The organism is Paenibacillus sp. FSL F4-0100, from assembly GCF_037993005.1.
In the GTDB taxonomy this organism is placed as follows: domain Bacteria; phylum Bacillota; class Bacilli; order Paenibacillales; family Paenibacillaceae; genus Paenibacillus_AQ.
This window is the reverse complement of the sequence record NZ_CP150303.1, coordinates 1,527,801-1,552,141: the sequence shown is the minus strand read 5'-3', so window position 1 is coordinate 1,552,141 and position 24,341 is coordinate 1,527,801. Positions and strand designations below refer to the sequence as shown.

At 53.4% G+C, this 24,341-nt stretch carries 21 protein-coding genes; 1 reads left to right on the top strand and 20 read right to left on the bottom strand.

What is annotated here, in order from left to right:
- Positions 1–236: 236 nt before the first annotated feature.
- The 15 genes from MHH48_RS06765 to MHH48_RS06695 form a co-directional block, all read right to left on the bottom strand.
- Positions 237–1,478, bottom strand: coding sequence for an MFS transporter (locus MHH48_RS06765; RefSeq protein WP_076322842.1), 1,242 nt, complete (start codon positions 1,476–1,478; stop codon positions 237–239).
- 53 nt (positions 1,479–1,531) lie between these two features.
- Positions 1,532–4,630: a glycoside hydrolase family 2 TIM barrel-domain containing protein gene (locus MHH48_RS06760; RefSeq protein WP_076322841.1), complete on the bottom strand. Its 3,099-nt coding sequence runs from the start codon at positions 4,628–4,630 to the stop codon at positions 1,532–1,534.
- Positions 4,631–4,778: 148 nt separating this feature from the next.
- On the bottom strand, positions 4,779–5,591 hold the full coding sequence (locus MHH48_RS06755; RefSeq protein WP_053489640.1) for a carbohydrate ABC transporter permease: 813 nt from the start codon (positions 5,589–5,591) through the stop codon (positions 4,779–4,781).
- Entirely contained in the window at positions 5,588–6,595 is a 1,008-nt protein-coding gene (locus MHH48_RS06750) for a sugar ABC transporter permease (RefSeq protein WP_076322840.1), read from the bottom strand. Before MHH48_RS06750 ends, MHH48_RS06755 begins: the two co-directional genes overlap by 4 nt.
- Positions 6,596–6,618: 23 nt before the next feature.
- The gene (locus tag MHH48_RS06745) at positions 6,619–7,896 is read right to left on the bottom strand and encodes a sugar ABC transporter substrate-binding protein (RefSeq protein ID WP_076322839.1); all 1,278 of its coding nucleotides are present in this window, start codon (positions 7,894–7,896) and stop codon (positions 6,619–6,621) included.
- Positions 7,897–8,037: 141 nt separating this feature from the next.
- On the bottom strand, positions 8,038–9,213 hold the full coding sequence (locus MHH48_RS06740; protein ID WP_083659670.1) for a response regulator: 1,176 nt from the start codon (positions 9,211–9,213) through the stop codon (positions 8,038–8,040).
- Positions 9,191–10,993: a sensor histidine kinase gene (locus MHH48_RS06735; RefSeq protein WP_256720546.1), complete on the bottom strand. Its 1,803-nt coding sequence runs from the start codon at positions 10,991–10,993 to the stop codon at positions 9,191–9,193. Before MHH48_RS06735 ends, MHH48_RS06740 begins: the two co-directional genes overlap by 23 nt.
- Before the next feature lie 338 nt (positions 10,994–11,331).
- The gene (locus MHH48_RS06730; RefSeq protein WP_076322837.1) at positions 11,332–13,038 is read right to left on the bottom strand and encodes a trehalase family glycosidase; all 1,707 of its coding nucleotides are present in this window, start codon (positions 13,036–13,038) and stop codon (positions 11,332–11,334) included.
- A 278-nt stretch (positions 13,039–13,316) separates the two neighbouring features.
- The gene (locus MHH48_RS06725; RefSeq protein ID WP_076322836.1) at positions 13,317–14,009 is read right to left on the bottom strand and encodes a hypothetical protein; all 693 of its coding nucleotides are present in this window, start codon (positions 14,007–14,009) and stop codon (positions 13,317–13,319) included.
- Positions 13,984–14,601 (bottom strand): TetR/AcrR family transcriptional regulator, encoded by a 618-nt coding sequence (locus MHH48_RS06720; protein WP_076322835.1) that lies wholly within the window; start codon positions 14,599–14,601, stop codon positions 13,984–13,986. The genes MHH48_RS06725 and MHH48_RS06720 overlap by 26 nt, the downstream gene beginning before the upstream one ends.
- 170 nt (positions 14,602–14,771) lie before the next feature.
- The gene (locus MHH48_RS06715) at positions 14,772–14,969 is read right to left on the bottom strand and encodes a hypothetical protein (protein WP_076322834.1); all 198 of its coding nucleotides are present in this window, start codon (positions 14,967–14,969) and stop codon (positions 14,772–14,774) included.
- A gap of 21 nt (positions 14,970–14,990) precedes the next feature.
- A complete protein-coding gene (locus MHH48_RS06710) occupies positions 14,991–16,199 on the bottom strand; it encodes a hypothetical protein (RefSeq protein WP_076322833.1) in 1,209 nt (402 codons plus the stop codon).
- Positions 16,196–16,663, bottom strand: a complete 468-nt coding sequence (locus tag MHH48_RS06705) for an RNA polymerase sigma factor (RefSeq protein ID WP_076322832.1) — start codon at positions 16,661–16,663, stop codon at positions 16,196–16,198. The genes MHH48_RS06710 and MHH48_RS06705 overlap by 4 nt, the downstream gene beginning before the upstream one ends.
- A 208-nt stretch (positions 16,664–16,871) precedes the next feature.
- Positions 16,872–17,867, bottom strand: a complete 996-nt coding sequence (locus MHH48_RS06700; RefSeq protein WP_076322831.1) for an NAD-dependent epimerase/dehydratase family protein — start codon at positions 17,865–17,867, stop codon at positions 16,872–16,874.
- A 130-nt stretch (positions 17,868–17,997) separates the two neighbouring features.
- Complete coding sequence (locus MHH48_RS06695) at positions 17,998–18,516, bottom strand: TetR/AcrR family transcriptional regulator (RefSeq protein WP_076322830.1); 519 nt, start codon at positions 18,514–18,516, stop codon at positions 17,998–18,000.
- A gap of 246 nt (positions 18,517–18,762) precedes the next feature.
- Between MHH48_RS06695 and MHH48_RS06690 the strand changes: the two genes are divergently transcribed.
- Positions 18,763–19,233: a DinB family protein gene (locus MHH48_RS06690; RefSeq protein WP_076322829.1), complete on the top strand. Its 471-nt coding sequence runs from the start codon at positions 18,763–18,765 to the stop codon at positions 19,231–19,233.
- Positions 19,234–19,348: 115 nt separating this feature from the next.
- On the opposite strand, the gene MHH48_RS06685 is transcribed toward MHH48_RS06690, so the two are convergent.
- The 5 genes from MHH48_RS06685 to MHH48_RS06665 all read right to left on the bottom strand — a co-directional run bounded on the left by MHH48_RS06685 (position 19,349) and on the right by MHH48_RS06665 (position 24,315).
- Complete coding sequence (locus tag MHH48_RS06685) at positions 19,349–20,080, bottom strand: nucleoside phosphorylase (RefSeq protein WP_076322828.1); 732 nt, start codon at positions 20,078–20,080, stop codon at positions 19,349–19,351.
- A 1-nt stretch (position 20,081) separates the two neighbouring features.
- On the bottom strand, positions 20,082–20,756 hold the full coding sequence (locus MHH48_RS06680) for a sulfite oxidase-like oxidoreductase (RefSeq protein ID WP_076322827.1): 675 nt from the start codon (positions 20,754–20,756) through the stop codon (positions 20,082–20,084).
- Between the two features lie 91 nt (positions 20,757–20,847).
- Complete coding sequence (locus tag MHH48_RS06675; protein WP_076322826.1) at positions 20,848–21,771, bottom strand: ABC transporter permease; 924 nt, start codon at positions 21,769–21,771, stop codon at positions 20,848–20,850.
- Complete coding sequence (locus MHH48_RS06670; protein ID WP_076322825.1) at positions 21,755–22,822, bottom strand: ABC transporter permease; 1,068 nt, start codon at positions 22,820–22,822, stop codon at positions 21,755–21,757. Before MHH48_RS06670 ends, MHH48_RS06675 begins: the two co-directional genes overlap by 17 nt.
- Positions 22,822–24,315, bottom strand: coding sequence for an ABC transporter ATP-binding protein (locus MHH48_RS06665; protein ID WP_076322824.1), 1,494 nt, complete (start codon positions 24,313–24,315; stop codon positions 22,822–22,824). The genes MHH48_RS06670 and MHH48_RS06665 overlap by 1 nt, the downstream gene beginning before the upstream one ends.
- Positions 24,316–24,341: the final 26 nt, after the last annotated feature.

Genomic DNA, 24,341 nt, shown 5'->3' with positions numbered 1-24,341 from the left:
CCTTCCAATCTGAACGAGGTTTCTTTTAGCACTCTTTACAGCAGAGTGCTAACACTTCTTCTATTTAAACATGTACCAATTTTTGATGTCAATATGTTTAAAGACTTTCCTTCGAACAAATACGGGTTCAACCTGTAACTGTGAAGCCGACGCCGTAAGATGAATATGAACACAGCATGCTGCAATCAGCAAAAAGGCCGCCTAAAAGGGAATTCCCCTTTTAGACGGCCCTTCATTCATGGCTCGATACCGCTGTTTAATCTCTTGGATAAGACCGGACGAATCCACCATACGTAATACAGGCCGCATAGGAGCAGCACGCCGGCCGTGGCCAGAAAGGGAAGCCGATAATCCTGCCGAGCCAGGATCAGTCCGGCAACAAAGGTTGCCCCGGACGAGCCTAAACTCCGAAATACCGACCGCATGCCGGCATACAGATTACGTTCCTTCTCATTGAAAGCCGACATCAGCAGACTGTCCAGCAGATTGGACAGCATGGTCACGCCACCGCCCCGCAGCAGAAACAGCCCGACAAACAGCCATACGGGGAGAATCATGTATAGAGCGGCAAACAGCAACATATTAACGATAAATACCGAGATAATGGCCGTGTTATAACCGAACCGCTCCATGACGTACGGTGTCATCAATGAGCATATAAACAGAAGGATCGCGCCGATGGCAAGAATTAAAGATACCTGGTCATCCATCCAATCCAGGCGGAACTTCACGATGACGTTCAAGAATGAGCCAGTCATGGCAATACAGCCGCCGAGCAGCGCCGTAAACACGGCGAACAGCCATAAGGTCCCGGACGACAGAGGCCCCGTTAACCTGGATATTCCCTTAGAAGATGAAGCCGTCGGCGCTTCCTCATCCAAGTCCCTGCGCTCAGAAGGCAGCCAGAATGCCCGGATAATGCCGTGAAGCACAAGCACCAGCCCGGTCAGCAGAAGTGACACTTCATAGCCCCTGCTTCCTTCAAATCCCTTCGAGATATATCCGGCAGCCAGCGTTCCGAGACCCGTGAAAGCCGTAAAGACGGCAAACATCAAGGAAAAAGCACGGGCCTCCTCCTTACGGGAACGGCAATAATGGAAGAGAAGCTGAATCTCCGTCGTCTCCACAAGCGTCAAGCCGGTAGACACCAATATTTGAGCGGCATAGAACCACAGCAAATCATCGCTGACAGCAAACAGCACATTGCCTGCGGCGATAAAGAATACGCCGGTAACCAGCAGTTTTTTCCTTCCGGTCCGGTTGGCGAGCAGAGATACCGGAATGGCGAGCACGCCCATGATCAGAATGCCCATCGACACCAACGCGCCGATTTCGTCCTCCCTTAGCCCCCGAAAAAGCAGATGCAGATTCAGGACGAGTGTATAGAGGCCGATTCCAATGCCGTAGAAGGCCTCGCTTATAAGGAAGCGGCGCACCCCCGTAGACAGCTGCAGCAGGTCTTTGATGTAAAAGGACATGTTATTCCCCTTCTCCAGAAAATCCGATCACGATCTGAAATGAAATCAGTCGGTTACTTGTATAATTCCGCTTCCGAGCGCATCCGCCGGCTCAGTCTTACCGGATCGGTATCCTCGGCAGCGTATGCCTTCAGGAGAATGCGGAACGAAAACGGCTCCGGCTTGATCGAATGCTCCGGAGACTGTGCCGGACCGCAGCTGTTGCTGCCTAGTCCGTTCTGTCGGTAATCCAGATTCAGCGTAATGAAGCTGCGTGGAACAAGGTCGCTGGCATGCGCCGCGGACTCCACATCCTGGTCGGTGTACCGGCTTGCACTGAAATTCAAGAAATGCTCGCCAACGGCGAGGAGCCCCAATCCAGCGCCATCCGCGAGCGAGATCCAGCGGACATCCGATCGGTTCCCATTCTCCTGCGGATAAATATACGGCGTGAACAAGCCGTCCACAGTGCTGCGGTATTCCCCGAACCGTCCCGCTTCCAGGCTGTCCGGATAGCTTTCCCCAGGTCCTCTGCCGTACCACCGGACATGTTCCATGTCTCCCGCGACTTGCATTTGCAATCCGATTTTCGGCAGCATGGCGGGCGGCGTGCCGATCGGCTCACCCTTCACATCCATGATAATCAGGCCGCTGGAAGTGATCGTATAGGTCGTTTCGCAGCGGAAGCCCCAATCATATACCGGCGGCGCAATCCGGGAAATCCGCCGCACCTCCACGCTGTCTTGGTCCAGTCGCTTCCATTCGAAATGATCGATCCGCTCGGAGAGTCGGTCCAGATGGGCCTTACGCCAATCCGGCAGCACGTACATATCATTATCAATCGGCGGACGCCAGAAATTCAGCGCCGGTCCGCCAAGCGTGATTCTTTTGCCATGCAGGAATAAGCTCTCAAATCCGGAATGAAGCGAACCGAGTGACAGCTGAAAGCTGCCATTTCCCACCTTAAGCTCGTGCTTCTCCTCGGTGACCTGTAGTGGTCCCCGCCGCAATGCGGCCGTTTGCTCGAATTCAGGCTTGGACGATTCCCGCAGCAGAAACTGGGACCATGCCACCTCATGTCCCCGTTCCGCCCAGCGGCAGTCCGCAGCCAGCGAGAGGGATACCTCAAACCACAGCTCGGCATAAGGACTCACGCCTATTGTCGCTTGCTCCAAAATCTTCTGGAGGCTTAACTCCGTGCTTGTGCCTGCATCGATGCGGGGAAGCTCCAGCGCTCCGCTATGGACAAGCTGTCCATCGGCCAACACCCGGTAATGGGCCACCAGATGATCCAGCGAAATGAAATCATAGCGGTTCATGATATGAAGCACACCGTGTCTTCGCATCGACATGCGGACCGGTTCAATGACCTTTTTGTATTCCAGAAGTCCAGGTGAAGGCGTCCGGTCCGGACGGACCAAACCGTCAATAACAAAATTGCTGTTGTTTGGAACATCGCCATAATCACCGCCGTATGCATAATCCATCCTGCCGTCCGGCGTCCTTCTGCTCAGCCCGTGATCGATCCACTCCCACACGAAACCGCCCGCAAGGCGGGGATGCGCTTCAAAGGTATCGAAGTAGGGACGCAGACCGCCGGGCCCGTTGCCCATCGCATGCGCGAATTCACACAGAATATGCGGCTTGGGATGATCAGTCATTTTGCCGAATCCCTCCATCTTCTCGACGGAGGAATACATGGTGCTCACCACGTCGCACACCTCGGCTTCGCGGTCCTCCTCGTAATGAATCAGCCTCGTTGGATCATTCTCCCGGCACCATTCCGCCATCGCACGGAAATTGCAGCCGAAGCCGGATTCGTTGCCGAGGGACCAGAATAGCACGGACGGATGGTTCTTATCCCGTTCCACCATTCGGCGGACACGGTCCACATAGGCTTCCTTCCACTCCGGATCATCGCTCAAGCGGGAAATGTTGCCGAGCGGCTCGAAGCCGTGGGTCTCCAGATCCGTCTCTTCCATCACGTACAGCCCATACACGTCGCACAGCTCGTAGAACCGGGGATCGTTCGGGTAATGAGCGGTCCGTACGGCATTGATGTTGTGCTGCTTCATCATACGGATGTCCTCGAGCATCGTGGACAGGGTGACGGTTCGGCCCGTATCCGGATGATGGTCATGGCGGTTGACGCCTTTAAGCAGGATTGTCTTGCCATTTACCAGGAGCTGTCCGTCCTTCACTTCAATGGAGCGGAAGCCGACGCGCTGCGCCACCGTCTCCAGCGTTCCCCCTTGAGCATCCTGCAAGATGATCACCAAGTGGTACAGTGCCGGGGACTCGGCACTCCATAAATCCGGACCGGCTACCTTGATCTCAAAGTCCTCCACGGCGGAGTGCGAGACATCCTTCCCGGCTGACCCTACTTCCACTCCGGCTCCATTCAACAACCGCAACTGGACGGAGCCATGCTCTCTTCCTTCCAGTTCCAAACGCACGTTCAGCTTGGCATTCAGATACTCCGCATCCAGATCGGTCGTTACGCGGAAGTCGTTGATGCGAAGCGCTGACGGCTCGGCTACCAGATACACATCCCGGAAAATGCCGCTCATCCACCACATGTCCTGATCTTCCAGATAGCTTCCATCAGACCACTGGTATACCCGAACCGATATCTTGTTTACGCCGGTCTTCACATAAGGCGTCAGATCAAACTCGGAGGTCAGCCGGCTTCCCTGGCTATAGCCGATAAACGACCCGTTTAGCCACACATGAAACGCACTGTCCACCCCGTCGAATTTGACGCAAATCTTCCTGCCGTCCCAATGCTCCGGAAGCTCGAACTCGCGTACGTAACTTCCGGTCGGATTCGCATTTGGCACATGCGGCGGATCCACGGGGAATGGATAGTACAAATCCGTGTAATGAGGATGGCCGTAGCCCTGCAGCTGCCAGTGCCCCGGAACCGGGAGGTCATCCCAGGCCGATACATCGTAATCTTCTTCATAAAAAACTTCAGGAGCTGTCTCCGGCTCCTCGGCATAGTGGAATTTCCACACCCCGTTCAGCGATTGGTACCAAGCCGAACTGCCTCTGTCATAGCTTAACGCTCCGTCCGCATCCGCGAACGGAATGAAATAGGCCCGGCTTTTCGCCCGGTTCCGTTCCAGCACGCTTAGGTCATCCCAGTCGCGGCCGATACGATGGTCTTTCATATATCTCTCCATCCTTTCCCAAGCAGTCTAGTCTTCTAGAGGTAGTTCAAAAAGTCATCTTTCCATGACTTTTTAAACACGCATTTCTATGTTCTGATGCTGTTTCATGCTTCATATCAATCGTGGATGCCTCTTATCACCGGCACCTTTAACCCTTGATCCCCGTCGTGGCAATGCCGCCAACGATATAACGCTGCGCAAAGAAAAATACGGCCAGCGGCGGGATCGAGATCAGGCAGGTGATCGCCATAATGGATTGCATATCGACGCCGTGCATACCCTTGAATTGGGATAACCCCAGCGTCAGCGTATATTTCGTCTGATCATTCAGGAAGATGAGCGGACCCAGATAATCGTTCCAGCAGCTCATCATATGGAACACGGCCACCAGAATGAGCGAGGGTCCCATCAGCGGCACGATGATCCGCAGCAAAACCGTCATTTTGCCCGCCCCGTCAATCGTTGCCGCTTCATCCAGCTCCTTCGGCAAGGTCATGATGAACTGGCGCAGCAGAAAAATGAAGTAGGCGGAACCAAACCAGGAAGGTACGATGAGCGGTTTGAGCGTATTGATCCAGCCCAGGTAGTTGAACTCCATATACTGTGGAATCATGGTCACTTCCCACGGAATCATCATGGTGGCAAGCACGATCAAAAATAGCGCATCCCGTCCCTTGAACTGAAACCGGGCGAACCCGTATGCCACCAGCGTGCACGATATGAGCTGCCCGAGCGTCGACAGCAGCGTCACGATCAGCGTATTTTTCAAAAACAGGTTGAACGGCTGAATGCTCCAGGCTTCCGCGAAATTGCTGAATCTCCACACGGAAGGCAACCATTTTGGAGGAAACAGATACAGCTCCTGCTGCGACTTCAGTGCTGTCGTGATAGCCCAGAAGAGCGGCGCAATGAACAGCAGGGAGCACAAGATGAGCAGTGTGTACGTGATTACTTTTTTCATGCGGAACGCCCCTCTCTGCCGGCAGGTACGCCTGCTTTGTTACGCTTTGGCTTCGCCTTCTCCTTCTTCATCTCGCCCTCATAGAACACCCAGGCCTCCGAAGACTTGAACACGAGGAACGTCAGCGTTAGCACGATCAGGAACATGAACCAGGCATTGGCTGCGGAATAACCCATCTTGAAATACTTGAACGCATTCTCGTACATGTACATCGCATAGAAAAACGTCGACTTCAGCGGGCCACCGCCCGTAAGCAGAAGCGCCAGCGTCAATTGCTGGAAGGCCGCAATGATGGACGTAATCAGGTTAAACAGCAGGGTCGGCGTGATCATCGGGATGGTCACATTGAAGAACTGCCTGATCTTGCCCGCTCCATCTATCGAGGCCGACTCATACAGGTCCTTCGGAATGCCTTTGAGACCCGCCAGAAAAATAAGCATCATCGAGCCCTGTCCCCACAGGCTTGCAATAACCATGGCGACCAGGGACCACTTCGTATCGTTCAGCCAGTCCGGGCCTTCGATGCCGACAAGCGATAAGAAAAAATTCAGGATCCCGTAATCCCCGCTGTACACCCAAGACCAGATCATGGCGAGGGCAACGCCGGAAATGACCGACGGCAGGTAGAAGGCGGTGCGGAAGAATGCACTCCCTCTCACCTTTTGATTCAGCAGCATGGCGAGTCCCAAAGCCACGATGATGTTCAGCGGAACGAACAAAGCCGCGAACTTTAACGTAACCATCAGCGATTTCCAGAACAACGGATCGTTCGAGAACATCTCCACATAGTTGTCGATGCCGACAAAAGTCACTTGGCCTACGATCGGCCAATCAAAAAACGAAATGACGAGGGAAAACAGCAGCGGACCAAGCGTGAAAACCAGGAAACCGAATATCCATGGAAAAATGAAGAGGTAGGGCACGGCCCCACCCCAACGTTTTGGTCCAAGTCGCTTCGGGGCCGCTGTCTGCTGTTGTGAGTAAGGCACTTCAGTATGGGCCATATTCGCGAACCTTCTTTCTTCGTTTATTTCAAATAGCGTTCGCTATCCTTCACCGCTTGGTTCAGAACCTCCTGGGCATCGCTGCCAAACATGGCGGATTCCACAGCTGCCGACAGCTGGCGGTTCACTTCGTTCCATTTCGGATTCAGCAGGAAGGCCGGCGTATTGTCCGAACGCTCCAGCATCGTGTAATACGGCTTGTAGAGCGGATCCTGATCCTTCTTCAGCTCGTTCACCACGCTGACCCGGACCGGAAGGTCGGCCACGCGCATTTTGATCGCTTCATCCGATACGTAGAACTTAATGAACTCCCACGCCAGATCCTTGTTCTTGGAATCCTTCGCTATCGACAGCGCGGATTCGGCCAATACGCCCTTTACAGGCTTGCCCTCGAAGGCCGGCATTTCCACCGTACCCACGTCGATTCCAGCTTCCCTGAAGGATTCCAGCGGCCAGATACCGCTCTCCCACATGGCAATTTTGCCGGCTTTGAAAATATCCTCCCCGCTCTGCTGCCCTTTGCCTCCAGTCAGGACGGCTGAGCCGTTCTTGAGCATATCGCCGAGCATCTGAATGGCTTCCGCCGTTTCCTTGCTGTTCATGTAGCCTTCAATCGTTGTGCCGTCCTCGGAAATGAAGGAACCGCCGTTGCTCCATACGAACCCTTGCAGGTCATACGTATCGTTCTCGGCTCGTACGCCGAAGCCATACTGCTTCTTGGATTTATCCGTCAGTTTCTGGGCATTCTCCTGGAATTCCTTCCATGTCCATCCATCGCTCGGATAGGCGATGCCCGCATCGTCGAACATCTTCTTGTTGTAGTACACCACCCGGGTCGTAAAGCCCGCCGGGATTCCGTATAGCTGATTATCGATCTTGCCGTAGTTAAACAATCCTTGGTAAAAATCATCGATATTCAAATCCTCATCCTTATACGCGTAGCCGTCCAGCGGCTCCAGGGATTGGTGATACGTCGGAAAATCCCACATATACATCACGTCCGGCGGATTGGCTGCACCAAAACCGGCGGCCAGCTTCTGATCGAATCCGTCGGCATAAGCCTCCACCTGAACCTTCGTGCCAGGATGCGATTCCTCGAACTTCTTGGCGATCTCCTGCTCGATCTTCAGCGCATCTCCCGTATCCCAGGTAGCGAAGCGAAGCGTTGTCGCCGCGCCCGATGCCTTGCCATCCGGCTCCTTCGATGCTCCGGTCCCGCCGCTGCCGCCGCATGCGGCCAGCAAGGATGCCATTAACGTCATAACCGAAACCAACGCGATCCATGACATTTTCTTTTTCATATTGTCAGCTCCCCTAAAGTATTGAGTTGATATGAATTGAACCGCTTTCATCATAACTCGGATGAAAGCGGTTCAAAACGTGCGCTGATTCGCAGATGATCGTATTTTTGTTCGAACTTTCGCCCTTGGGTGTTCATTTGTTTACAATGATTCCCCTTTTTGTTCGGCACGGTATTGGCTTGGCGTCTGACCTGTGCAGCGCTTGAACCATTTGCTGAAATATTTGCTGTCGCCAAGCCCGGTCTTCTCGGCGATCTCCTGCATCGTTAAGGAAGTTTCGCGCAGCAGGCCATAGGCGAGGCGGAGCTTGCGTTTATATTGGAATGTGATAAAGCTGTCGCCAATCGTTTTCTTGAACAGGATCGAAAAATGGCTGCGGCTCAGCCCCACCTTCTGGGCCAGCTCCGCTGCCGACCACTCGTCCGCGGGATGTTCATGCAGGAGATGGACCGCGTGCAGAATCGGCTCAGGCCACTGCTCCCCGCTAAGACCGTACACCCGTTCCAGCTCGGCTTCCTTATGCAAGGATTGAAAAGCTGCCTGCACATCCTCCGAATCGTGAAGACATTCCCGCGAATTCCATGTGAGCTTCCCGCACCGGCTCTTGATCTCCACCAGCAAGCTGTCAGCCGCTCCCTTAAACTCCTCCGGTACGGCCCAATAGCAGCTGTCCGCGCCGTAGTGAATCAGCTTGCTGCAGCGCAAACCCGGCTCGTCGGAGCCCTGTTCCTGAAGCAGCCCCTCCCAATTGCTGCTGCAGCCCGCCGTCTTGATCAGATAGAGGGAGATGGGCTTGCACTCCCCCTGCCCCACACGACTGCAGAGCTGCCGGAGTTCTCCCGGGAAACGATCGCTATGACCGTTCAGCCAAGCAAACAGGTGAGCAGAAATCTGCTCTGCCAACTCGTGCGCGTAGGACGGCGTATCGGACAGCTCACGCTGGAATTTTCCCAGCATCGCTTCGAGTTCTTCGTCCTCGAAGGCGGTTTTCAGCAGATATCCCGAGGCGCCAAGCCGCATCCCCTCTTGGGCATACTCGAAATCCCGGTGGCAGCTGAGCAGAATGATTCGGGTTTCCGGCGCGACCTCCTTCACCTTGCGCGACAGCTCGATTCCATCCATCTCCGGCATGACGATATCCGTAATGACGACCTGCGGGCGAAACTCCAGAAACGCCTCCCAAGCCGCCTGACCGTTGGGGCTGTCCGCCACAACCTCCATCCCGAATCGGTCCCACGGCACCGTGGAGCGGAGTCCCTTACGCACAATGCTCTCATCATCGGCAATCAACACCTTAAAGTACCCTGCTTTCATCATCGAAAGACTCCTCCTTTTTCGGCCAGCGTATGGTGATCGTTGTTCCTTCTCCCTTAATCGAATGTACCTTCAGTCCGTATAGCGGACCAAAATGCAGCTTGAATTTCTGATCGGCGTTCCGCACGCCAAGCCCGCCGCGTCCCTTCCGCTTCATCTCCGGCGAGAATAACTGAGCGAGCTTCTCCTCCTTGATGCCGGCCCCGTTATCGCGAAGCGTAAGCACCAGCTCGTCATGATCCTCCTCGACCTTGACATGTATCTCTCCCTGACCATCGGTGAAGGCATGGAAAAAAATGTTTTCAAACAGCGGCTGAAGCGTCATCCGTGGAATCAAATAAGGCAGAAACGCCTCATCGCAATCCAGCATATAACGGAACACCTCGCCGTACCTGATCTCCTGGATTTTCAAAAAGTGACCGATCATGCGCAGCTCCCTGTTCAACGTGACCAGCTCCTGCGAGATATCCAAATTCCCCTCCAGCACCATCGTCAGATGATACAGCATCTGACGGATGTCCTCCGCGCCTTGCAGCCTGGCTTTCCACTGGATGGAGTTGAGTGTATTGAACAGCAGATGGGGGTTGATCTGATAATGGAATGCACGCAGCTCCGCCTCTTTTTTCAGCCGCTCGCTCTGCTCCACTTCGCCAATCAGTGTCTGCACGCCCGTAACCATCCGGTTAAAACTCATATCGAGACTGCCCAGTTCATCCCTGCCCTCGATTGGCGTACGGGTATCCAGCTTGCCAAAGCTCACCTTCTGCATCGAGTCCTTCAAGGTCCGAATTCGTGAGGTGAACCGGGAGGAGAACAGATAAGCAATGCCAAAAGCGAGCAAACAGGAGACGATGGCAACAACCATCGTGTTCGCCCGGATAACGCCCGAGGATTGATAGAAAGCCTTAGCGGGAACTCTGGCTTCCATGGTCCATTGGTTGACGCCAAGCGTCCGGGACCAGGTCACATCGTTGTCATGGGGCGTATACGGAGCATCCGTCTCATACACGATCGTGCCGTCCGGCGATGTAATGAGCAGGTGGGCGTGCGTGTCGGCCTCGAACTTGGCATAACTGCGCAGCAGCTCCTCGGCACTCTCCTCAATGAGGATGATGCTGCCGTCCTGAGCCTTGTCCGGGTGGTGGATCGGTACGGCGAGCCCGATGACCGGCACGTTATCGCTATCACTGCTCTTAATGGAATGATCCTGTTTGTAAAAACCGAGCCAATACGTCCCGGCATAGGCCTTCGGCCTTGTGCTCCACATCGGGATATTGCCGAGTTTATTCACATCCAGATTGTTCTCCCCATAGTAATAGCCGGAGGTCGTAATGATATAAATTCCCGCTGTCAGCTGCGTCCGAAGAGACTTCAATAACGATTCGAAGTCGTTCTTCTCCATAATGTCGCCGTATGTGGATGGCGTCCCGGCTCCGATCCCCGAATGGCTCGGGTCCAGTAAATAGGAATAAATTGTTTCCGCCGTCTGCTTCATCCGCCCTAATGCCGAACTGGTCTGCTGCTCCAGCTGCGCTACGGCATTATCGCCGTATTTGCCGAACTGGGAGTTAATCACTTTAGCGGATTGATAATAGGAAAGTCCGCCAAGCGAGAACAGCGGAATCAGGGTGACGACTAAAAAACAAGTAAGCAGCTTCGTTCGTATACTGTGATAGGTGCCGGTGAACAGCCGGCCCACTCGATCTTTGATCCCCTGAAGATTCATGGTTACTCTCCCCGTTGTCGTATCGTATCGTGAAACTTTCGTCCACTCGTTCGCCATGCGGCAGGACTGCTAACCCGTCCTTGATACCGCTTTCATTATAAACCCGAACAAAGGGCTTGTAATTAGGCGGCAACTGGAAACGGAGAGGAAACGGAAAAAGCACCTCCCCCGCTAGGCAAAAGCCCGGGAAGAAGTATTTGTCCGTCATCGTTATAGAGGTTGTTCAAAAAGTCCGCTTTTGATCACGAAGCGAATCAGGAAGCAGCTCGACATCGAATCTTGAATTCAGCCGGGACTTCCGGTGCTCACGTACCCAAAACGTACACTCCGCTCCTGACGTCCCTAGCTTCATCCAACCTTCTCGGTGCTGAAAATCGACCTTTTTGAACACGCACTTATAGGGTGTATTCATGTCCAAGAATCAAAAATACACTGGAGGTCCAGGTGAACGCCCGATCACGAAGCCCCGCACCGGTCAGGGCATCAAAATTCTCGGCCATGCCGCTGAGACTGACCATCCGGCAGTACCGCTGCGCAATCTCCGTCGCCAGCTCCATATCCCCAGCTGCCGCTACCCCTTCCACCAGCAGCATCGTGGAAGGAGCCCAGATCGGCCCGCGCCAATATCCGTCCGCCTTATAATAGCGGCTGCTTACGCTCTCGGTAGCCCAGCCGTTGCTTGTCAGGAATCGGCTTTCATCCCGAAGTCCTTCCAGTAGAGCCTTGCGAATAAACTCGGGAAGGCGTCTTCCCAGCAGGATGGGAACGAACAGCAGCAAGCTGTCTCCCTCGGATACCTCATGCGTTCCCGAGCGACAGGCCGTGAACCGGCCATCCTTCCAGAAGTGCCCGATCATGCGGTCCAGCGTATCGTCCGCTCTCTGTCTCCATTGGCTCGACTCCTCGGTCAGGCCCAGCAAACCTGCGATTTCGGCCAGCGTCTCCATCTGAATAATGAGATAGGCGGCAAGATCAGGGCTCTCGACGGGAATGCCGTTATTAAACGCCGTGCTGTTGTCCCAGCCTGAATCGTTGCCGTGGTTATACTGGGGAATGCCGTCGCCGTCATGGTCCCGGTGCGTGAACCACCACTCCGTCCATTTGGATAACGGGCCATAGACCTCGCGCAGTTGGGTCTCCTTAATGAAATCGGTCCGACGCATCATCCAGGCCAGTGTCCAGCCGTGAATCGGTGGTTTGTTGCAATTCCAAAGCTCGTATTTATCGTTCACGAAGTCAGGGATCAGGCCGCTCTCATCCTGCCGGTCAAAAAAGATCATGAACTGATCCCAGGCCAGCTCCGGCTGATGCCGCACGAGGGCCATCGCGTTAAAGCAGTTGTCCCAGCTCCAGATGTTGGTCATCCAATTCTTGGACATATACATGGCTGGGCGGGTCAGACAGCCTTCTGCCGGAACCACGCAGGACCAGGTGATATAGGCCGCGAGCTCCCTTGCTTCCTGCCACCGCTCAGAGACGGTAAGGGTGTTGTTCAGCCATGCGGCATAATCTTCCCGGACGCTATGAACCGCCTCGTCGAAGGACTCCCATTCCTTGCGCGGGGTCATGACGGTCATGAACTCCTCTACCGCAAATTCCGCCATATTAGTTAACGCGTCCACGGAGAAGTCGGCGGTCACCCGCGAGCTCTTAATCTCGTTCCATTCGACCTCCATGCCCATCTGGCCTGCAAGCCGGGTCAGCATGAAGCGGCAGCCATGTGTGAAGCTGTTCACCTCCCAGCTGTCCGGATGGGTCTCATAGGCGTAATCATACGCTGCTGGAAAAAAGGTAAGCCGGATGCCGCAGCCTTCCGAGCGGAATCGGACGGTCCGGGAGTCCGATAAACAAATGTCCGCATGACCCTCCGAATCGGAGGCCTTTAGCCTGATTTTGTCGGGTGATGCCATAGGTTCAAACGGAACCGGCTCGCTCTGCCGGTTTAGCAGCTCTATCAGAAACGCCTCGCCAAACTTGTCATCTCCTCCGCGGACGGTTCGCAGGTAAAGTCCTGGTCTGCGGTCCTTTGCCGCGGGCAGGAGGGAAATTGCCAAGAAGGACTCTCTTCGGCTGAAAGGTACGATATTCAGATCAAAATTCATAAGACATCTCCTTCGCTGAGGTATCGCTTTCATTGTAAGACTTCTCATGGGAAGAGAGGACTGCCGGATGTCTTGCCGATAGAGGGATATTGTTTGCCGCAGGCTCGCTTGAGCGAGGGAGGTGTCATTTTGTTCGATAAGAGGGGGGACAAATGTCATGGCAACCAACAGTGACGCAAGATCCTATAAAAAACCGCCGATGATCGCGGCATCGGCGGTGGGCGTGATGAGTGTGTGTAGCGTATGATCGGGACAATTACGACTGCTTCCTAAGGCCATTATGGCCGCTGGCCGTGCTGCCGCCAATATTGTCTTTTTCCGTCATCCCGCACCGTAATTCCAAGCTTCGATAGTTCCCGGCGCAGATCGGCTGCATCCTCTTTTTCCTCGTTCTCCATCGCCTTCTCCCGTGCCAGGAAGAGCGCGTTCAGGCTGGGCGTTAGTTCCGGCGAATCGGCAACCCATCGGACATAATGATCGGCGAACGGATCACGGTCTCTCCAGGAGTAACCGTGCCGCTTGAAGGCTTCGGCCACGGCATCCCGCTTGGCTTCGGGTTTCTCCCGGTAGAGTTCCTGCCCCTCAGTGCCCAGCAGGACCAGCTGCTTGCCATCCAGAAAGACCGCAGAAACCTCGTCTCTCGTAAACGTTTGTTCGGCATCATGCATGCGAAGTCTGATCTCTTGATCCGACAGGCGAACGGCAAGGCTTTCTTTAATGGCAATGTGGGAGAGTACCATGCCCGCAAGCAAGCCCAGAATAGCGGTTACGATGACGACCCAAGGTCCTTGTATAGATGCGATTAACTCCAGCGGTCCTTGAAAAGGCACCCAGGCGAGGCCCGTTGCCCAATCCGCGATTGCAGGTATAAACCAGCCGACAACCGCGCCTAATAACGGCGGTACCGCCCAAATCAGGATCCGGTCAGAAGCTGATAATCCAAGGTCACTGTATTCCATCCCGTGATTCAAGTATATCCGCTCCTTTCCTGAGGGTACTGTTCACCGCTTCCCTCCATATCGCTTGGTAATCCAATCGAATATCCATCATGATATAACTCGTGATATTATCAATGACCAGTGCCAGAACATACGCTTTGGAATCTGCATTCTGCCGCTCAATGATCCCGAAGTCTGCTCCTAACCGCATCAGTTCCCGAAAGCCGTCCAGGAACGATTGCTGCATAGCTATCACCCGCTGGCCGTAATTGGCACTCCGATTTGCGGTCAGCATGAACTCATTCAATAGGCGCATGACCCGCACAAAAGCCTCTTCCTCCTCCGGAAACATGCGCAATCCCCCTTGGTACAGCTTCTCCGCGAAGTTGTGCTCGTTCATTTCGGTCAGGGAGAAATAATGATCGAAATGATAATCGCTGAACATATAATCAAAGACGCGCTCCACCAGTTCATCCTTGGATGCAAAATGGTAGTAGATCGACGGTTTCGTAATACCCACCTCGCCGGCAATCATCGCAAGGCTGGTCTTCTCGATGCCATGAACCGCAAACAATCCGATGGCGGCCTCAACGATCTGCAGTGATGTTAAGTCTTTCTTTTTCAACGTATGATCCTACTCCTTTTTTTAACTACCGATAGGTAGAATTTTAAATCTAAGAATGGAAAGTGTCAATATTTTTTTAACTATCGGTAGTTAAAAATAAAAAAATCGCCGACGCTTATCGCATCGACGATTCGTATAGATTCGTTTGGTGCCATAACCGGCTCAACCGATTAGAGCATTCTTCTTCCCATCATGATGATGGTATTAAGCAGCGACTTCCACTTTCCATCGACTGTACGTGCAGTCGTTGCGGTGTTGGCCGCTTGATTGCGTTTAGATCGCAATTTCGTTGCCATCCTGCATCGTTCCAATTCCTGACGGAGATCGCGAACATGCTGTTTGGCAATATCTTCATTATTGATATTCATGGTTTCATTCCTCATTTCATTTTATAGCGACAACATTCCGACATTACCAATACCTGCAAGCGCCTCTTCCGTCCCCTTCACTATGATACTTCCATTGTTTACCCGAAGGTAAGGGTACAAAATGCCTTTAATTCTTTTTTCCCCTACAACGACTTCGCCGAAAAGATCCAGGGAGGACAGCGAAGCCTTAATGTCTTCCTCAGTCACGTCATCGTCAAAGGTCAGGGTCCCGTCAACGATAAAGCTAGCCGGCTGCCCCAAAGCCAGCAGTTGATCCCTCGACCAGGTCTCCTCGCCGTTGATGAAAACAAAGAGCCGCTCATAACTTACGATTTCCGTGTTCAGGTTGGGACAGCGCTCCCAGACCAAATCCTCGATCTCCTCGCTGCAAATGATGAACGAAGTCGACTGTATCTCTAACAAGGCCTGGCTGAAGGCATCCCGGGTCACGTCCGCCTCGAGAATGAGCGGCTTATTCGTGTAGAGCTTATGGTCTTTAAAGCGCCGAGCGGTTCTCGCGTTTAGCCTTACGGGTTTGGTTACATATTCGAAGCCTGCCGGGATCACCTCGACCAAGCCGTTTATCGTTTTCAATTTTTCGTAGAAATAAGGAGATTGATGTTCATGAATAACCGCCTTGCCGTTAACGCGGATACTTTCAATTCGGGCCGTGAACTGCTCCATATCCAGTTCCTTATCCAGCTGAACTATGCCGTTCAACACCAGCTCCATGGGCTCGTTGCTGGAGGCCAGATACGCATTATTCAATTGAACCTTCCCGGACTCGAACCTGGGCTCGTATTGATACGCGTGTATTTCCGCGCTGGCTCCTCCCGCTTTGATCAACGCAGCGGTAACAGCTCCGGCCAGATGCCGGGGAGCATAGACCTGGCCGTTGACCACCAGGTGCAGCGTACCGTTCTGGAATACTTCAAGAGATACTTCTTTATCGATAATGACCGTGCCGTTAACGAACACGCGGTCCGGCTGCTCCAGAAGCTGAAAATATTCCTCGTCCAATCGCAGCGTGCCGCTGTAATAACGGTGCCCCTCCGGAATTTCAAGCGTCTTGCCGATATTGCCTGCATTTTTCAACAGCGTGAGCAGGTGTGCCGTCTCTGCCCGGTAGATTACAAGTCCCACGTTTCCGATCCGTTCGATGCTTGTTACGGTTTCCTCCGTTGCCTGCGTAAGATCCAACATCCCTACATTCTCGATTATTCTGCTCATTTCATATCTTCCTCCCATAGTTTTCTCAATTTTTTAATGGCAGTTTGCAATTTGTACCGAACCGTGGCTGCCGGCATGCCCAGTTGCTCACCAATTTCCTGGCTGGACATCCCGAGCCAAAAGCGCTTAAACACAATATCGCTTTGCGATTGCGGCAAACGGGCGAGCCATTCCGTCATTTCAATATTGCGGCTTGAAACGGGGAGCTCGGCGACGTCCAGATCATCCTCCCACGATACGAGCCGCTTCTCCCGGCGGCTAATATCGATCATGCGATTTTTGACGACTCTGAAGAACCAGGCCTTTTGCTTGTGAAGGGGCAGAGCTGCCAGATTCGGCTCCTTAATGGCCTTCATAAAGGCATCCTGGACCAGATCATCCGCTTCATAAGCATGCTTGGCAATGGATCTGGCATAACGCCGGACATCGTCCTTCAGATTTTCATAGAGATCACATACTTCCATTAGCCAACCTCTCACTTTTCGTTTTGTCTTTTCTGTTAATATAACGTTTGGGCAAATGAAACTGATGGATATTCTCGAAATTTTTTTCGAGCCCATAAAAAACACGCCAACCGTCAACGCAGTCAGCGTGTCTGCCTCTATTTAATCCCAATCAATATTATTGATTGATCAATTACTATTTTCCGTAAAAAAAATCTGTAATATATCGTTATATCGTGGCTGCACTACGCTTTGCGTCTTCTGCTTCTCGAGCTTGTTTGTCCATTAAACTCCTCATCGTTGCCGTAATTGCCTGCTCATGGGGCGTCCATTGAATCGGCCCTATCAAGCGTTCATATTTTTCACCGCTCAGCACCAGAGGCTCCTCGGTCAAATACAGCATCTCAACCACCTCTTTCATCACAGGATTGAATAATCCAATCAAAGATAGCCCAATTCGTCCCAGCGGCATCACAGTCTTGCGCTTTCCGGCAGCCTGCTGTGCAATCCGTACCAGCTCATGGCCTGAAATTACGCCCGGTCCGGGGATATGCCAGTTCTGCCCATAGGACTCCTCTCTTGTTGCAATCTCCACAATCATCCGCGCGGCATCCGGCAAATAGACGTACTCACGGGGAACGCTCATATTGCCGATGAAAGCGGTCGGTTTGCCTGCCGCAATAGCTTCCATCGTTACCGATAGGTAAGATGCCTGCGCAGAGGGACCGTAATAATCGGGAAGCCGTACGATAAGAGGTTTTGCCTTATGCCAACGCGACGAGAATATCAATTGCTCGTAGGCCAATCTCACTTTGCCCTTGCGGGTATGCGGTTTTTTGGGATGATCCTCCGTCGCCTTTTCCATTAAGCGCCTGCCATAAGGATAGATTCCATCAACGACAACAACCTTTGCATCCAGCTTCTCTGCTGCTGTCATAACCGATTCACCCAGCGGCAGCAGCCTGGACTCCATCTCGTGATAGGGAATGTTGGCACTGTGAAAAATAACGTCAGCTCCTTCCCCGGCTCTTAGAATATCCTCGGGTTTAAACGCATCTCCAATTTCCAGCGTAAGCAGAGGAGAATGGTCCAACTGCTCCGCCAGCTCATTCAGCTTCGTCGAGGAGCGGCCGAAGGCCACCGTTTGGACCCCACGCTTTACCAGCTCCACGGTTAATGGAGCTCCTACCCCACCTGTTGCACCCAAAACAATCGCTTTTTTCATCATCAATCTCTCCCTTATCCCATATCGTTATTGATTGACCAATTACAATTTCTTTTAAAAAAATGCCCTTCTTCCACCGCGCACTACCCATACGGTACGCGGTGTGGCACAAAACGCGCCTGGACATGATCTATCTTATAGGCATCATATTTGGCATATCCATCGCCATGGCTACATTGCACAGCATGCCCCGGGCCAGAAAATCGGAGGTTTTCTTATCGGCATCCTCAAACCCCGCCCGCACAAAAGCATTCTCCACGAGGTCCTTCACCTCATTCATTCCCTGCTGCATCGCTTCGCGGATCGGCGCTTCCTGAATCGTCTGTGCCTGCATCTGGAGCAGGATCTCACTGCGATGCGACTGCACAATCCCTTCGTAGGCCTGAATCAAACCCAACTCCAGATTCTCTGGAGAAGCGGATTCGATCACCGCTTGAAATGCCTCCACGATGCGCTCCCAGGAAACAGCCAGCGATTCCACGAGCAGTGACTCCTTGGTAAAGAACCGATAGACGTAAGGCTGGGATATCGCTGCCCGTTCGGCAACCTGAGCCGTGGTCGCGCGATAATATCCAATCTCTGCAAACACTCCGATGGCTGCCGCCACGATATCATTCCGCCGATTCGCAGAGGTTGACGCTCTAGCCATTTCTACCACCCTCCTTCACTCATCTTGTTTTATTATTGATTGACCAATCACTAATTGAGCTTAGTATATACGGCCTCCTTTCTTTTTGCAACTGCTTTTTTCCAAAATGATCAAATACAACATCTGGCTATAACTTGCGCATCGGGAAGGAATCCGCTATTACTTATCGAACTGTTTTATAAACCGTGAATAAGGCGGGCGCATATTTAAACACTTTATTCTGCAATCGATCAAGGAGGATGAATCATGAGTCATGAAGGCCAACAGCAATTCGAACGATGGCATAGACACCGTACGGTCTTGTTGCAACTGCTGCAGGACGTAAAGAGCGAGCATTTGGATTATAAACCGTGGGAGAACGCCTATACCTTGGGTGCATTAGCTGTTCATATTGCAGCGTCCTCGGATATGTTCCTGCGCTCCATTGCAAAAGGCTCGTTCTCTCCGCCTTCGATTTCCACCGAGTACGAAACCATCGATGACATTAGAAATATCGTGCAAGCTTCAACCGAATCGTCTACAGCGGTTTTTGCTGAATTGTCTGACAGCCAGCTCGAGCAGCCGCTCGACTTTAACGGGTTCGTTGTCCCTGGAATAGTTTGGCTGGGCAACATGGTCGACCACGAAATCCACCATAAAGGGCAATTATTCACTTACGTGCGGGCGGTAGGAATCGAAAAGGTTCCCTTCTTCACTGTCCAGCCGCCAAAGCAGTAACGATAGGTACGACTGGATTTGCAGCTGCAAGTTCCTCATACTTCTCTAGATGCATCCTACTCAAAATAAAAAGCCGGATTTCCTGCACTCAGGAAATCCGGCTTTCTTGCCCTTACTAACCCTGCTTCGCCAGCTTCACCACAGCCTGCAAGGCCGTGGTAATCTCGCGTTCCACCGCGTCAACGACCACATTCGTGTTCGGGTCGTACTCGGCCGCGAGATCAGCGTCGGCAAAGCCGTCCATTGCTACAATCGCACCGGCGCGAACGCCGCGGATCGACGCAACGACGTACAGCGCCGCAATTTCCATCTCTACGCCTAGCGCTCCCGCTGCTTTGTACTTTTGGTGCGGTACTTCTTCAACGCCGTTAAAGAACACGTCCAGGGTTACGGTAATCCCCTTGCGCACCACGCCCTCACCGATCGCGAGGGCGGATTCGTACAGCGCTTCCGCTACCTGGCTGTCCGCAACTGCCGGAAAGCCGTCTGGCACCAGCTGCTTCGTCAGGCCATCCGTACGGATCGCCGCGGTGCTGACGACAAGGCTTCCCGCAGGGGTATCCGCCCGATACGATCCGGCCGTGCCCACGCGAATCAGGGTCTTTGCCCCCGCGCGGATCAGCTCCTCGAAGCAAACCGCAGCTCCCGGACAACCAACGCCGTGGCTGGTTACCGCAAGCTCGACGCCTTCATACGTCCCCACGAAGGTGCGGTATTCCCGGCTGAACGCGAGTTCGCGCGCGTTTGTAAGCTTGCGGGAAATGGTCTCCGCACGCTTCGGATCGCCGCAGACAATCACAAATTCAGGTATATCCTCTGAGTTCACTTGCAAAATAGGCATCAACATATTAGTCAAACTCCTTATGTGTCCATTCGTCTTCAGGTATATCCAGTGCCTCGCCGCTAAACCGTTCTTCCTTGAACGGGTCCGCTTCATTGTGGAAACCGTTGCGTTCCCAGAAGCCTGGGCGGTCTTCCTTCATAAACTCAATGCCGCGCAGCCATTTGGCGCTCTTCCAGAAGTAGCGATGCGGCACAACCGTGCGCAGCGGCCAGCCATGCTTGTCCGTCAGCGGCTCGCCGTTAAAGCGATAGGCCAGCAGCACATCGTCCTTGAGCAGATCCTCGATAGGTACATTCGTATCATAATCCGGATCGGCATGAAACATGACGTATTTGGCATCCGGCTTGATCTTCAGCCCCGCCAGGAAATCCCGGAACAGGACTCCCTCCCAAACCGTATCGAATTTGGACCAGCGGGTGACACAGTGAATATCGGTATTCACGGTCACCGTTGGCAGCCCCATGATATCTTCATAAGAAAACGTCCGTTCCTCTTCGACTTCGCCGAATACCTTGAGCGTCCACTCCGACATGTCGTAATGAGGAACCTCCCCTTCGTGCAAAATGGGGAATTTCTCGGTCAGCGTCTGCCCCGGCGGCAGCTTGGCACGCTGCTCCTCGGTCAGGTTGCCCACCGCCACCGGCTTCATTTTCTTCAAACGTTCTGCTTTTTTGTGCACCAAGTTCATCTCCTTTACGCTTGATCGCTTTCGCATCCGCTGATCGTCTAAGATGGCGAATTCTCTTGTTGTCACGGCGCAGCATCCGCACCTATCTGGAGCTTGAGCCCTGCTTCAGTGCATCCTGCTGGAAGCTTTTGTCCTTAAAGAAGAACATCGCCAGAATCGTGACGACATAAGGCAGCATCTGCGTGAAATGCGTAGGCAGCGCCAGTCCCTGGAACCTTATGCTGAGCGCATCCATAAAGCCAAACAGCAGGCTTGCGGCCGTTACTCCAAGCGGACCCGATTGGCCCAGCATCGTGGCTACGAGCGCAATAAAGCCGCGTCCAGCCGTCATGCCTTCCGTAAACATCGTCACCTGGCCAAGCGACAGCTGCGCACCGGCAAGCGCACACAACACACCGCTCGCCAGCACGGCTCCATACTGATACCGTCTTACACGGATGCCCACGCTTTTGGCAGCGAGTGGATTCTCGCCGGCAGCCAGGAACCGGAAGCCGCTCTTCGTGCGATAGAAATAATACCACATGAGGCCCGCAATCAAAAACGACAGATAGACAAGCGGCGTCAAACCCGCCAGTATCGGACCGATCACCGGAATATCCTCGATAATCGGAATGTTCCATTTCGGCAGCCCGACCATCGTATTGTCATAAAATGCACCTTTTACATCAAAAATAGCCCGTAAACTAAATGTGGTCAATCCAGCCGCCAACGCATTCATCGCGATACCGACCACGATGACGTTCGCCTGCAGATTGATGCTGAGATAAGCAAATATAAAAGAGAATATCGAAACGATCACAATCGCGAACAAAATCGCATAAAAGACGTTGCCGAAGAAGTGGTTCCCCACCACGGCGGAAAAAGCGCCAAGCAGCATAAAGCCTTCCAAACCGACGTTGAACAGTCCGACGCGCGAACACAGGGCACCGCCGAGGGCCGCAAGCAAGATCGGAGTGAGCACCCGGAGGGCCGAGTTGATTAAGGCAATATCAAACAGCTGTTCCATCGGATTTGTTCCCCTTTCTGCGCTTCAGGAAGCTGTAAGTGAATCGGGCGGAGATAAACAGAATCAGCACGGCTTGGATAATCGCTCCTACCTCAAGCGGCACTTCCGTATTCCGTTCCACGCCCATACCGCCTGTCTGCAGCGCGGCCAAAAAGATCGAGGCAATCAGCGTGCCGATCGGATGCGATCCTGCCAACAATGCAGCCATAATGCCCGTCCAGGCATAGTCGGCCGTAGATAATGCACCATCGATATAGCGATACTGGGAGCCCAGAATTTCAACGGCGCCACCAAGACCGGCCAAGCCGCCGCTGAAGAACATGGCGCCAAGCATCATCGGTCCGCGCTTAACGCCGCCAAACAGGGCAAACAGCGGATTGCCGCCAAGCATCCGTACCTCGTAACCGATCACGGAGCGCTTCAACAGTACGAATATAATCAATGCGGCCAGCACCGCGAGCACAAAGCCTACATGCAGCGGCATACCGGAGATTAGCTTCGGCAGCCAGACGCTGTTATCCAGCATTTCGGATTGCGCCATCGCCGCCGAACCTGAACGGTCTTTCAGCGGATAGGCGACCAGATAACCCGCAAACAACACGGCCACATAGTTCAGCAGCAGAGTAGAAATCAGCAGGTTAACCCGAAACCGGGCATCAAAATATCCGGCCATCACCGACCATAATCCGCCTGCGATCACACCGGCAAGGATGGCAACGATACACACCAGCCAGCCCGGACCCGGCATGTACAATCCGACCAATGCGGCAGAAAGCGCGCCAAACACCATCTGACCTTCCGCGCCAAGGTTAAAGAACCCTGCACGGAATGCAAACGCCGCACCCAGACCAATCAGAATAATCGGAGTCGCCCGGGACAACGTATTCGTGAAGAAATACATGCCCCCAAAGGCACCCTTCCACATCTCCGCGTAAGTCTGCAGGATATCGCCACCAGCAATCATGATGGCAATGGCTCCGGCGAGCAGCCCTACAATGATGGCCGCAATCGGCTGGAGCAGCGGAAGCGTAAATTTTGTCCATTTATTCATTACAAGGTTCCTCCCGCCATCAGCAGTCCCAATTTCTCTTCTGTCGCTTCCTTCGCTGACAGTTCGCCTGCGATCCGGCCTTCAAACATAACCAGAACCCGGTCGGACAGCTTCAAAATTTCCGTTAATTCCGACGATACCAGCAGAATTCCCGTCCCCTCTTCACGCCGCTTAAGCAGCTCGCCATGGATCGTCTCCATGGCCCCGATGTCGACGCCGCGCGTCGGTTCGGCAGCGATCAGGAACGGGGTTCCCTGCTCCAGTTCCCGTGCGACGATCAGCTTCTGAAGATTGCCGCCGGATAAATACTGCGTGCTGGTCTCCAGAGAGCCCGTCTTGATCGAGAACTTCTGAACCCATCCGGAAACTAACGAACGAATGTCCTTCAGATTAAGGAAGCCGCCCTTCTGCAAGCGGCGGTGGTGCCCCATAAGCCCGGTATCCATCACGGTTGCCGTTCGATTAGCACCCCATACATAGCGATCCTCCGGAATATGGGCTAATCCGTGCTCCCGTATTTCTCTTGTCGACATACCGGTTACGTCCTTGCCCGAAACGGCAATCCGCCCGCTGTCCGGCTGAGCCAGACCGGAAATTACCTGAAGTAGCTCTGACTGCCCGTTGCCGGAAATACCGGCAATCCCGACAACTTCGCCCGCACGGACTTCAATATTCACTTCGTCCAGAACCGGCTTTCCTTTCGTTCCGCGGATCGAAACGTCCGAGACTTCCAGCACCTTCTCACCTGGCGTGATCGGCTTACGATCCAGCTCCATGAGCTCGCGTCCGACCATGAGACGGGAAAGCTGATGGGCATCGGTATTCCCCTTCTCCACAACGCCCGTGACGGCGCCGTCACGAAGCACCGTGATGCGATCGGCCACATCAAGGACCTCGTTCAATTTATGACTTATCAGAATAAAGCTCTTTCCCTGTTTGGAGAGCTGTTTAATGGCATCCAGGAGCTCCTGTACCTCGAGCGGCGTCAGCACGCCCGTTGGCTCATCCAATATAATGATTTCGGCGCCCTGATACAGCACCTTCAAGATTTCAACCCGCTGCTGCACGCCAGGCGCGCTGCTGCTTACGATTGCGCGGGGATCCACCTTCATTCCGTATTGATCACAAAGCCCCTCAACAATCTTCACGGCTTGCTTGCGGTCAAACCTGGCACCTGATCCCGGCTCATTGCCGATCACGATATTCTCAGCGATTGTAAACGTAGGAAACAGCATGAAGTGCTGGTGCACCATACCGATGCCGCCCTGAATCGCGTCAAGCGGGCTTGCAAACGAAACTTCCTTGCCATTCAGCCGAATCGTACCCGAGGTTGGCTGCTCCATCCCGTACAATATCCGCATCAGCGTTGTTTTGCCTGCACCATTCTCCCCGACGATCGCATGAACTTCACCCGCACGCAGCGAAAAATCAATGCCGCGGTTTGCGCTAAACTCGCCATACTTTTTCGTAATATTGTCCATCTGGAGTAGCATCGAGTCATGCCTTCCTTTCGCTTCTG

Bases quoted from the DNA above. Each gene is read 5' to 3' on its own strand.
- MHH48_RS06765 (WP_076322842.1), bottom strand. From the start codon at position 1,478: ATGTCCTTTTACATCAAAGACCTGCTGCAGCTGTCTACGGGGGTGCGC.
- MHH48_RS06760 (WP_076322841.1), bottom strand. From the start codon at position 4,630: ATGAAAGACCATCGTATCGGCCGCGACTGGGATGACCTAAGCGTGCTG.
- MHH48_RS06755 (WP_053489640.1), bottom strand. From the start codon at position 5,591: ATGAAAAAAGTAATCACGTACACACTGCTCATCTTGTGCTCCCTGCTG.
- MHH48_RS06750 (WP_076322840.1), bottom strand. From the start codon at position 6,595: ATGGCCCATACTGAAGTGCCTTACTCACAACAGCAGACAGCGGCCCCG.
- MHH48_RS06745 (WP_076322839.1), bottom strand. From the start codon at position 7,896: ATGAAAAAGAAAATGTCATGGATCGCGTTGGTTTCGGTTATGACGTTA.
- MHH48_RS06740 (WP_083659670.1), bottom strand. From the start codon at position 9,213: ATGATGAAAGCAGGGTACTTTAAGGTGTTGATTGCCGATGATGAGAGC.
- MHH48_RS06735 (WP_256720546.1), bottom strand. From the start codon at position 10,993: ATGGCGAACGAGTGGACGAAAGTTTCACGATACGATACGACAACGGGG.
- MHH48_RS06730 (WP_076322837.1), bottom strand. From the start codon at position 13,038: ATGAATTTTGATCTGAATATCGTACCTTTCAGCCGAAGAGAGTCCTTC.
- MHH48_RS06715 (WP_076322834.1), bottom strand. From the start codon at position 14,969: ATGAATATCAATAATGAAGATATTGCCAAACAGCATGTTCGCGATCTC.
- MHH48_RS06710 (WP_076322833.1), bottom strand. From the start codon at position 16,199: ATGAGCAGAATAATCGAGAATGTAGGGATGTTGGATCTTACGCAGGCA.
- MHH48_RS06705 (WP_076322832.1), bottom strand. From the start codon at position 16,663: ATGGAAGTATGTGATCTCTATGAAAATCTGAAGGACGATGTCCGGCGT.
- MHH48_RS06700 (WP_076322831.1), bottom strand. From the start codon at position 17,867: ATGAAAAAAGCGATTGTTTTGGGTGCAACAGGTGGGGTAGGAGCTCCA.
- MHH48_RS06695 (WP_076322830.1), bottom strand. From the start codon at position 18,516: ATGGCTAGAGCGTCAACCTCTGCGAATCGGCGGAATGATATCGTGGCG.
- MHH48_RS06690 (WP_076322829.1), top strand. From the start codon at position 18,763: ATGAGTCATGAAGGCCAACAGCAATTCGAACGATGGCATAGACACCGT.
- MHH48_RS06685 (WP_076322828.1), bottom strand. From the start codon at position 20,080: ATGTTGATGCCTATTTTGCAAGTGAACTCAGAGGATATACCTGAATTT.
- MHH48_RS06675 (WP_076322826.1), bottom strand. From the start codon at position 21,771: ATGGAACAGCTGTTTGATATTGCCTTAATCAACTCGGCCCTCCGGGTG.
- MHH48_RS06670 (WP_076322825.1), bottom strand. From the start codon at position 22,822: ATGAATAAATGGACAAAATTTACGCTTCCGCTGCTCCAGCCGATTGCG.
- MHH48_RS06665 (WP_076322824.1), bottom strand. From the start codon at position 24,315: ATGCTACTCCAGATGGACAATATTACGAAAAAGTATGGCGAGTTTAGC.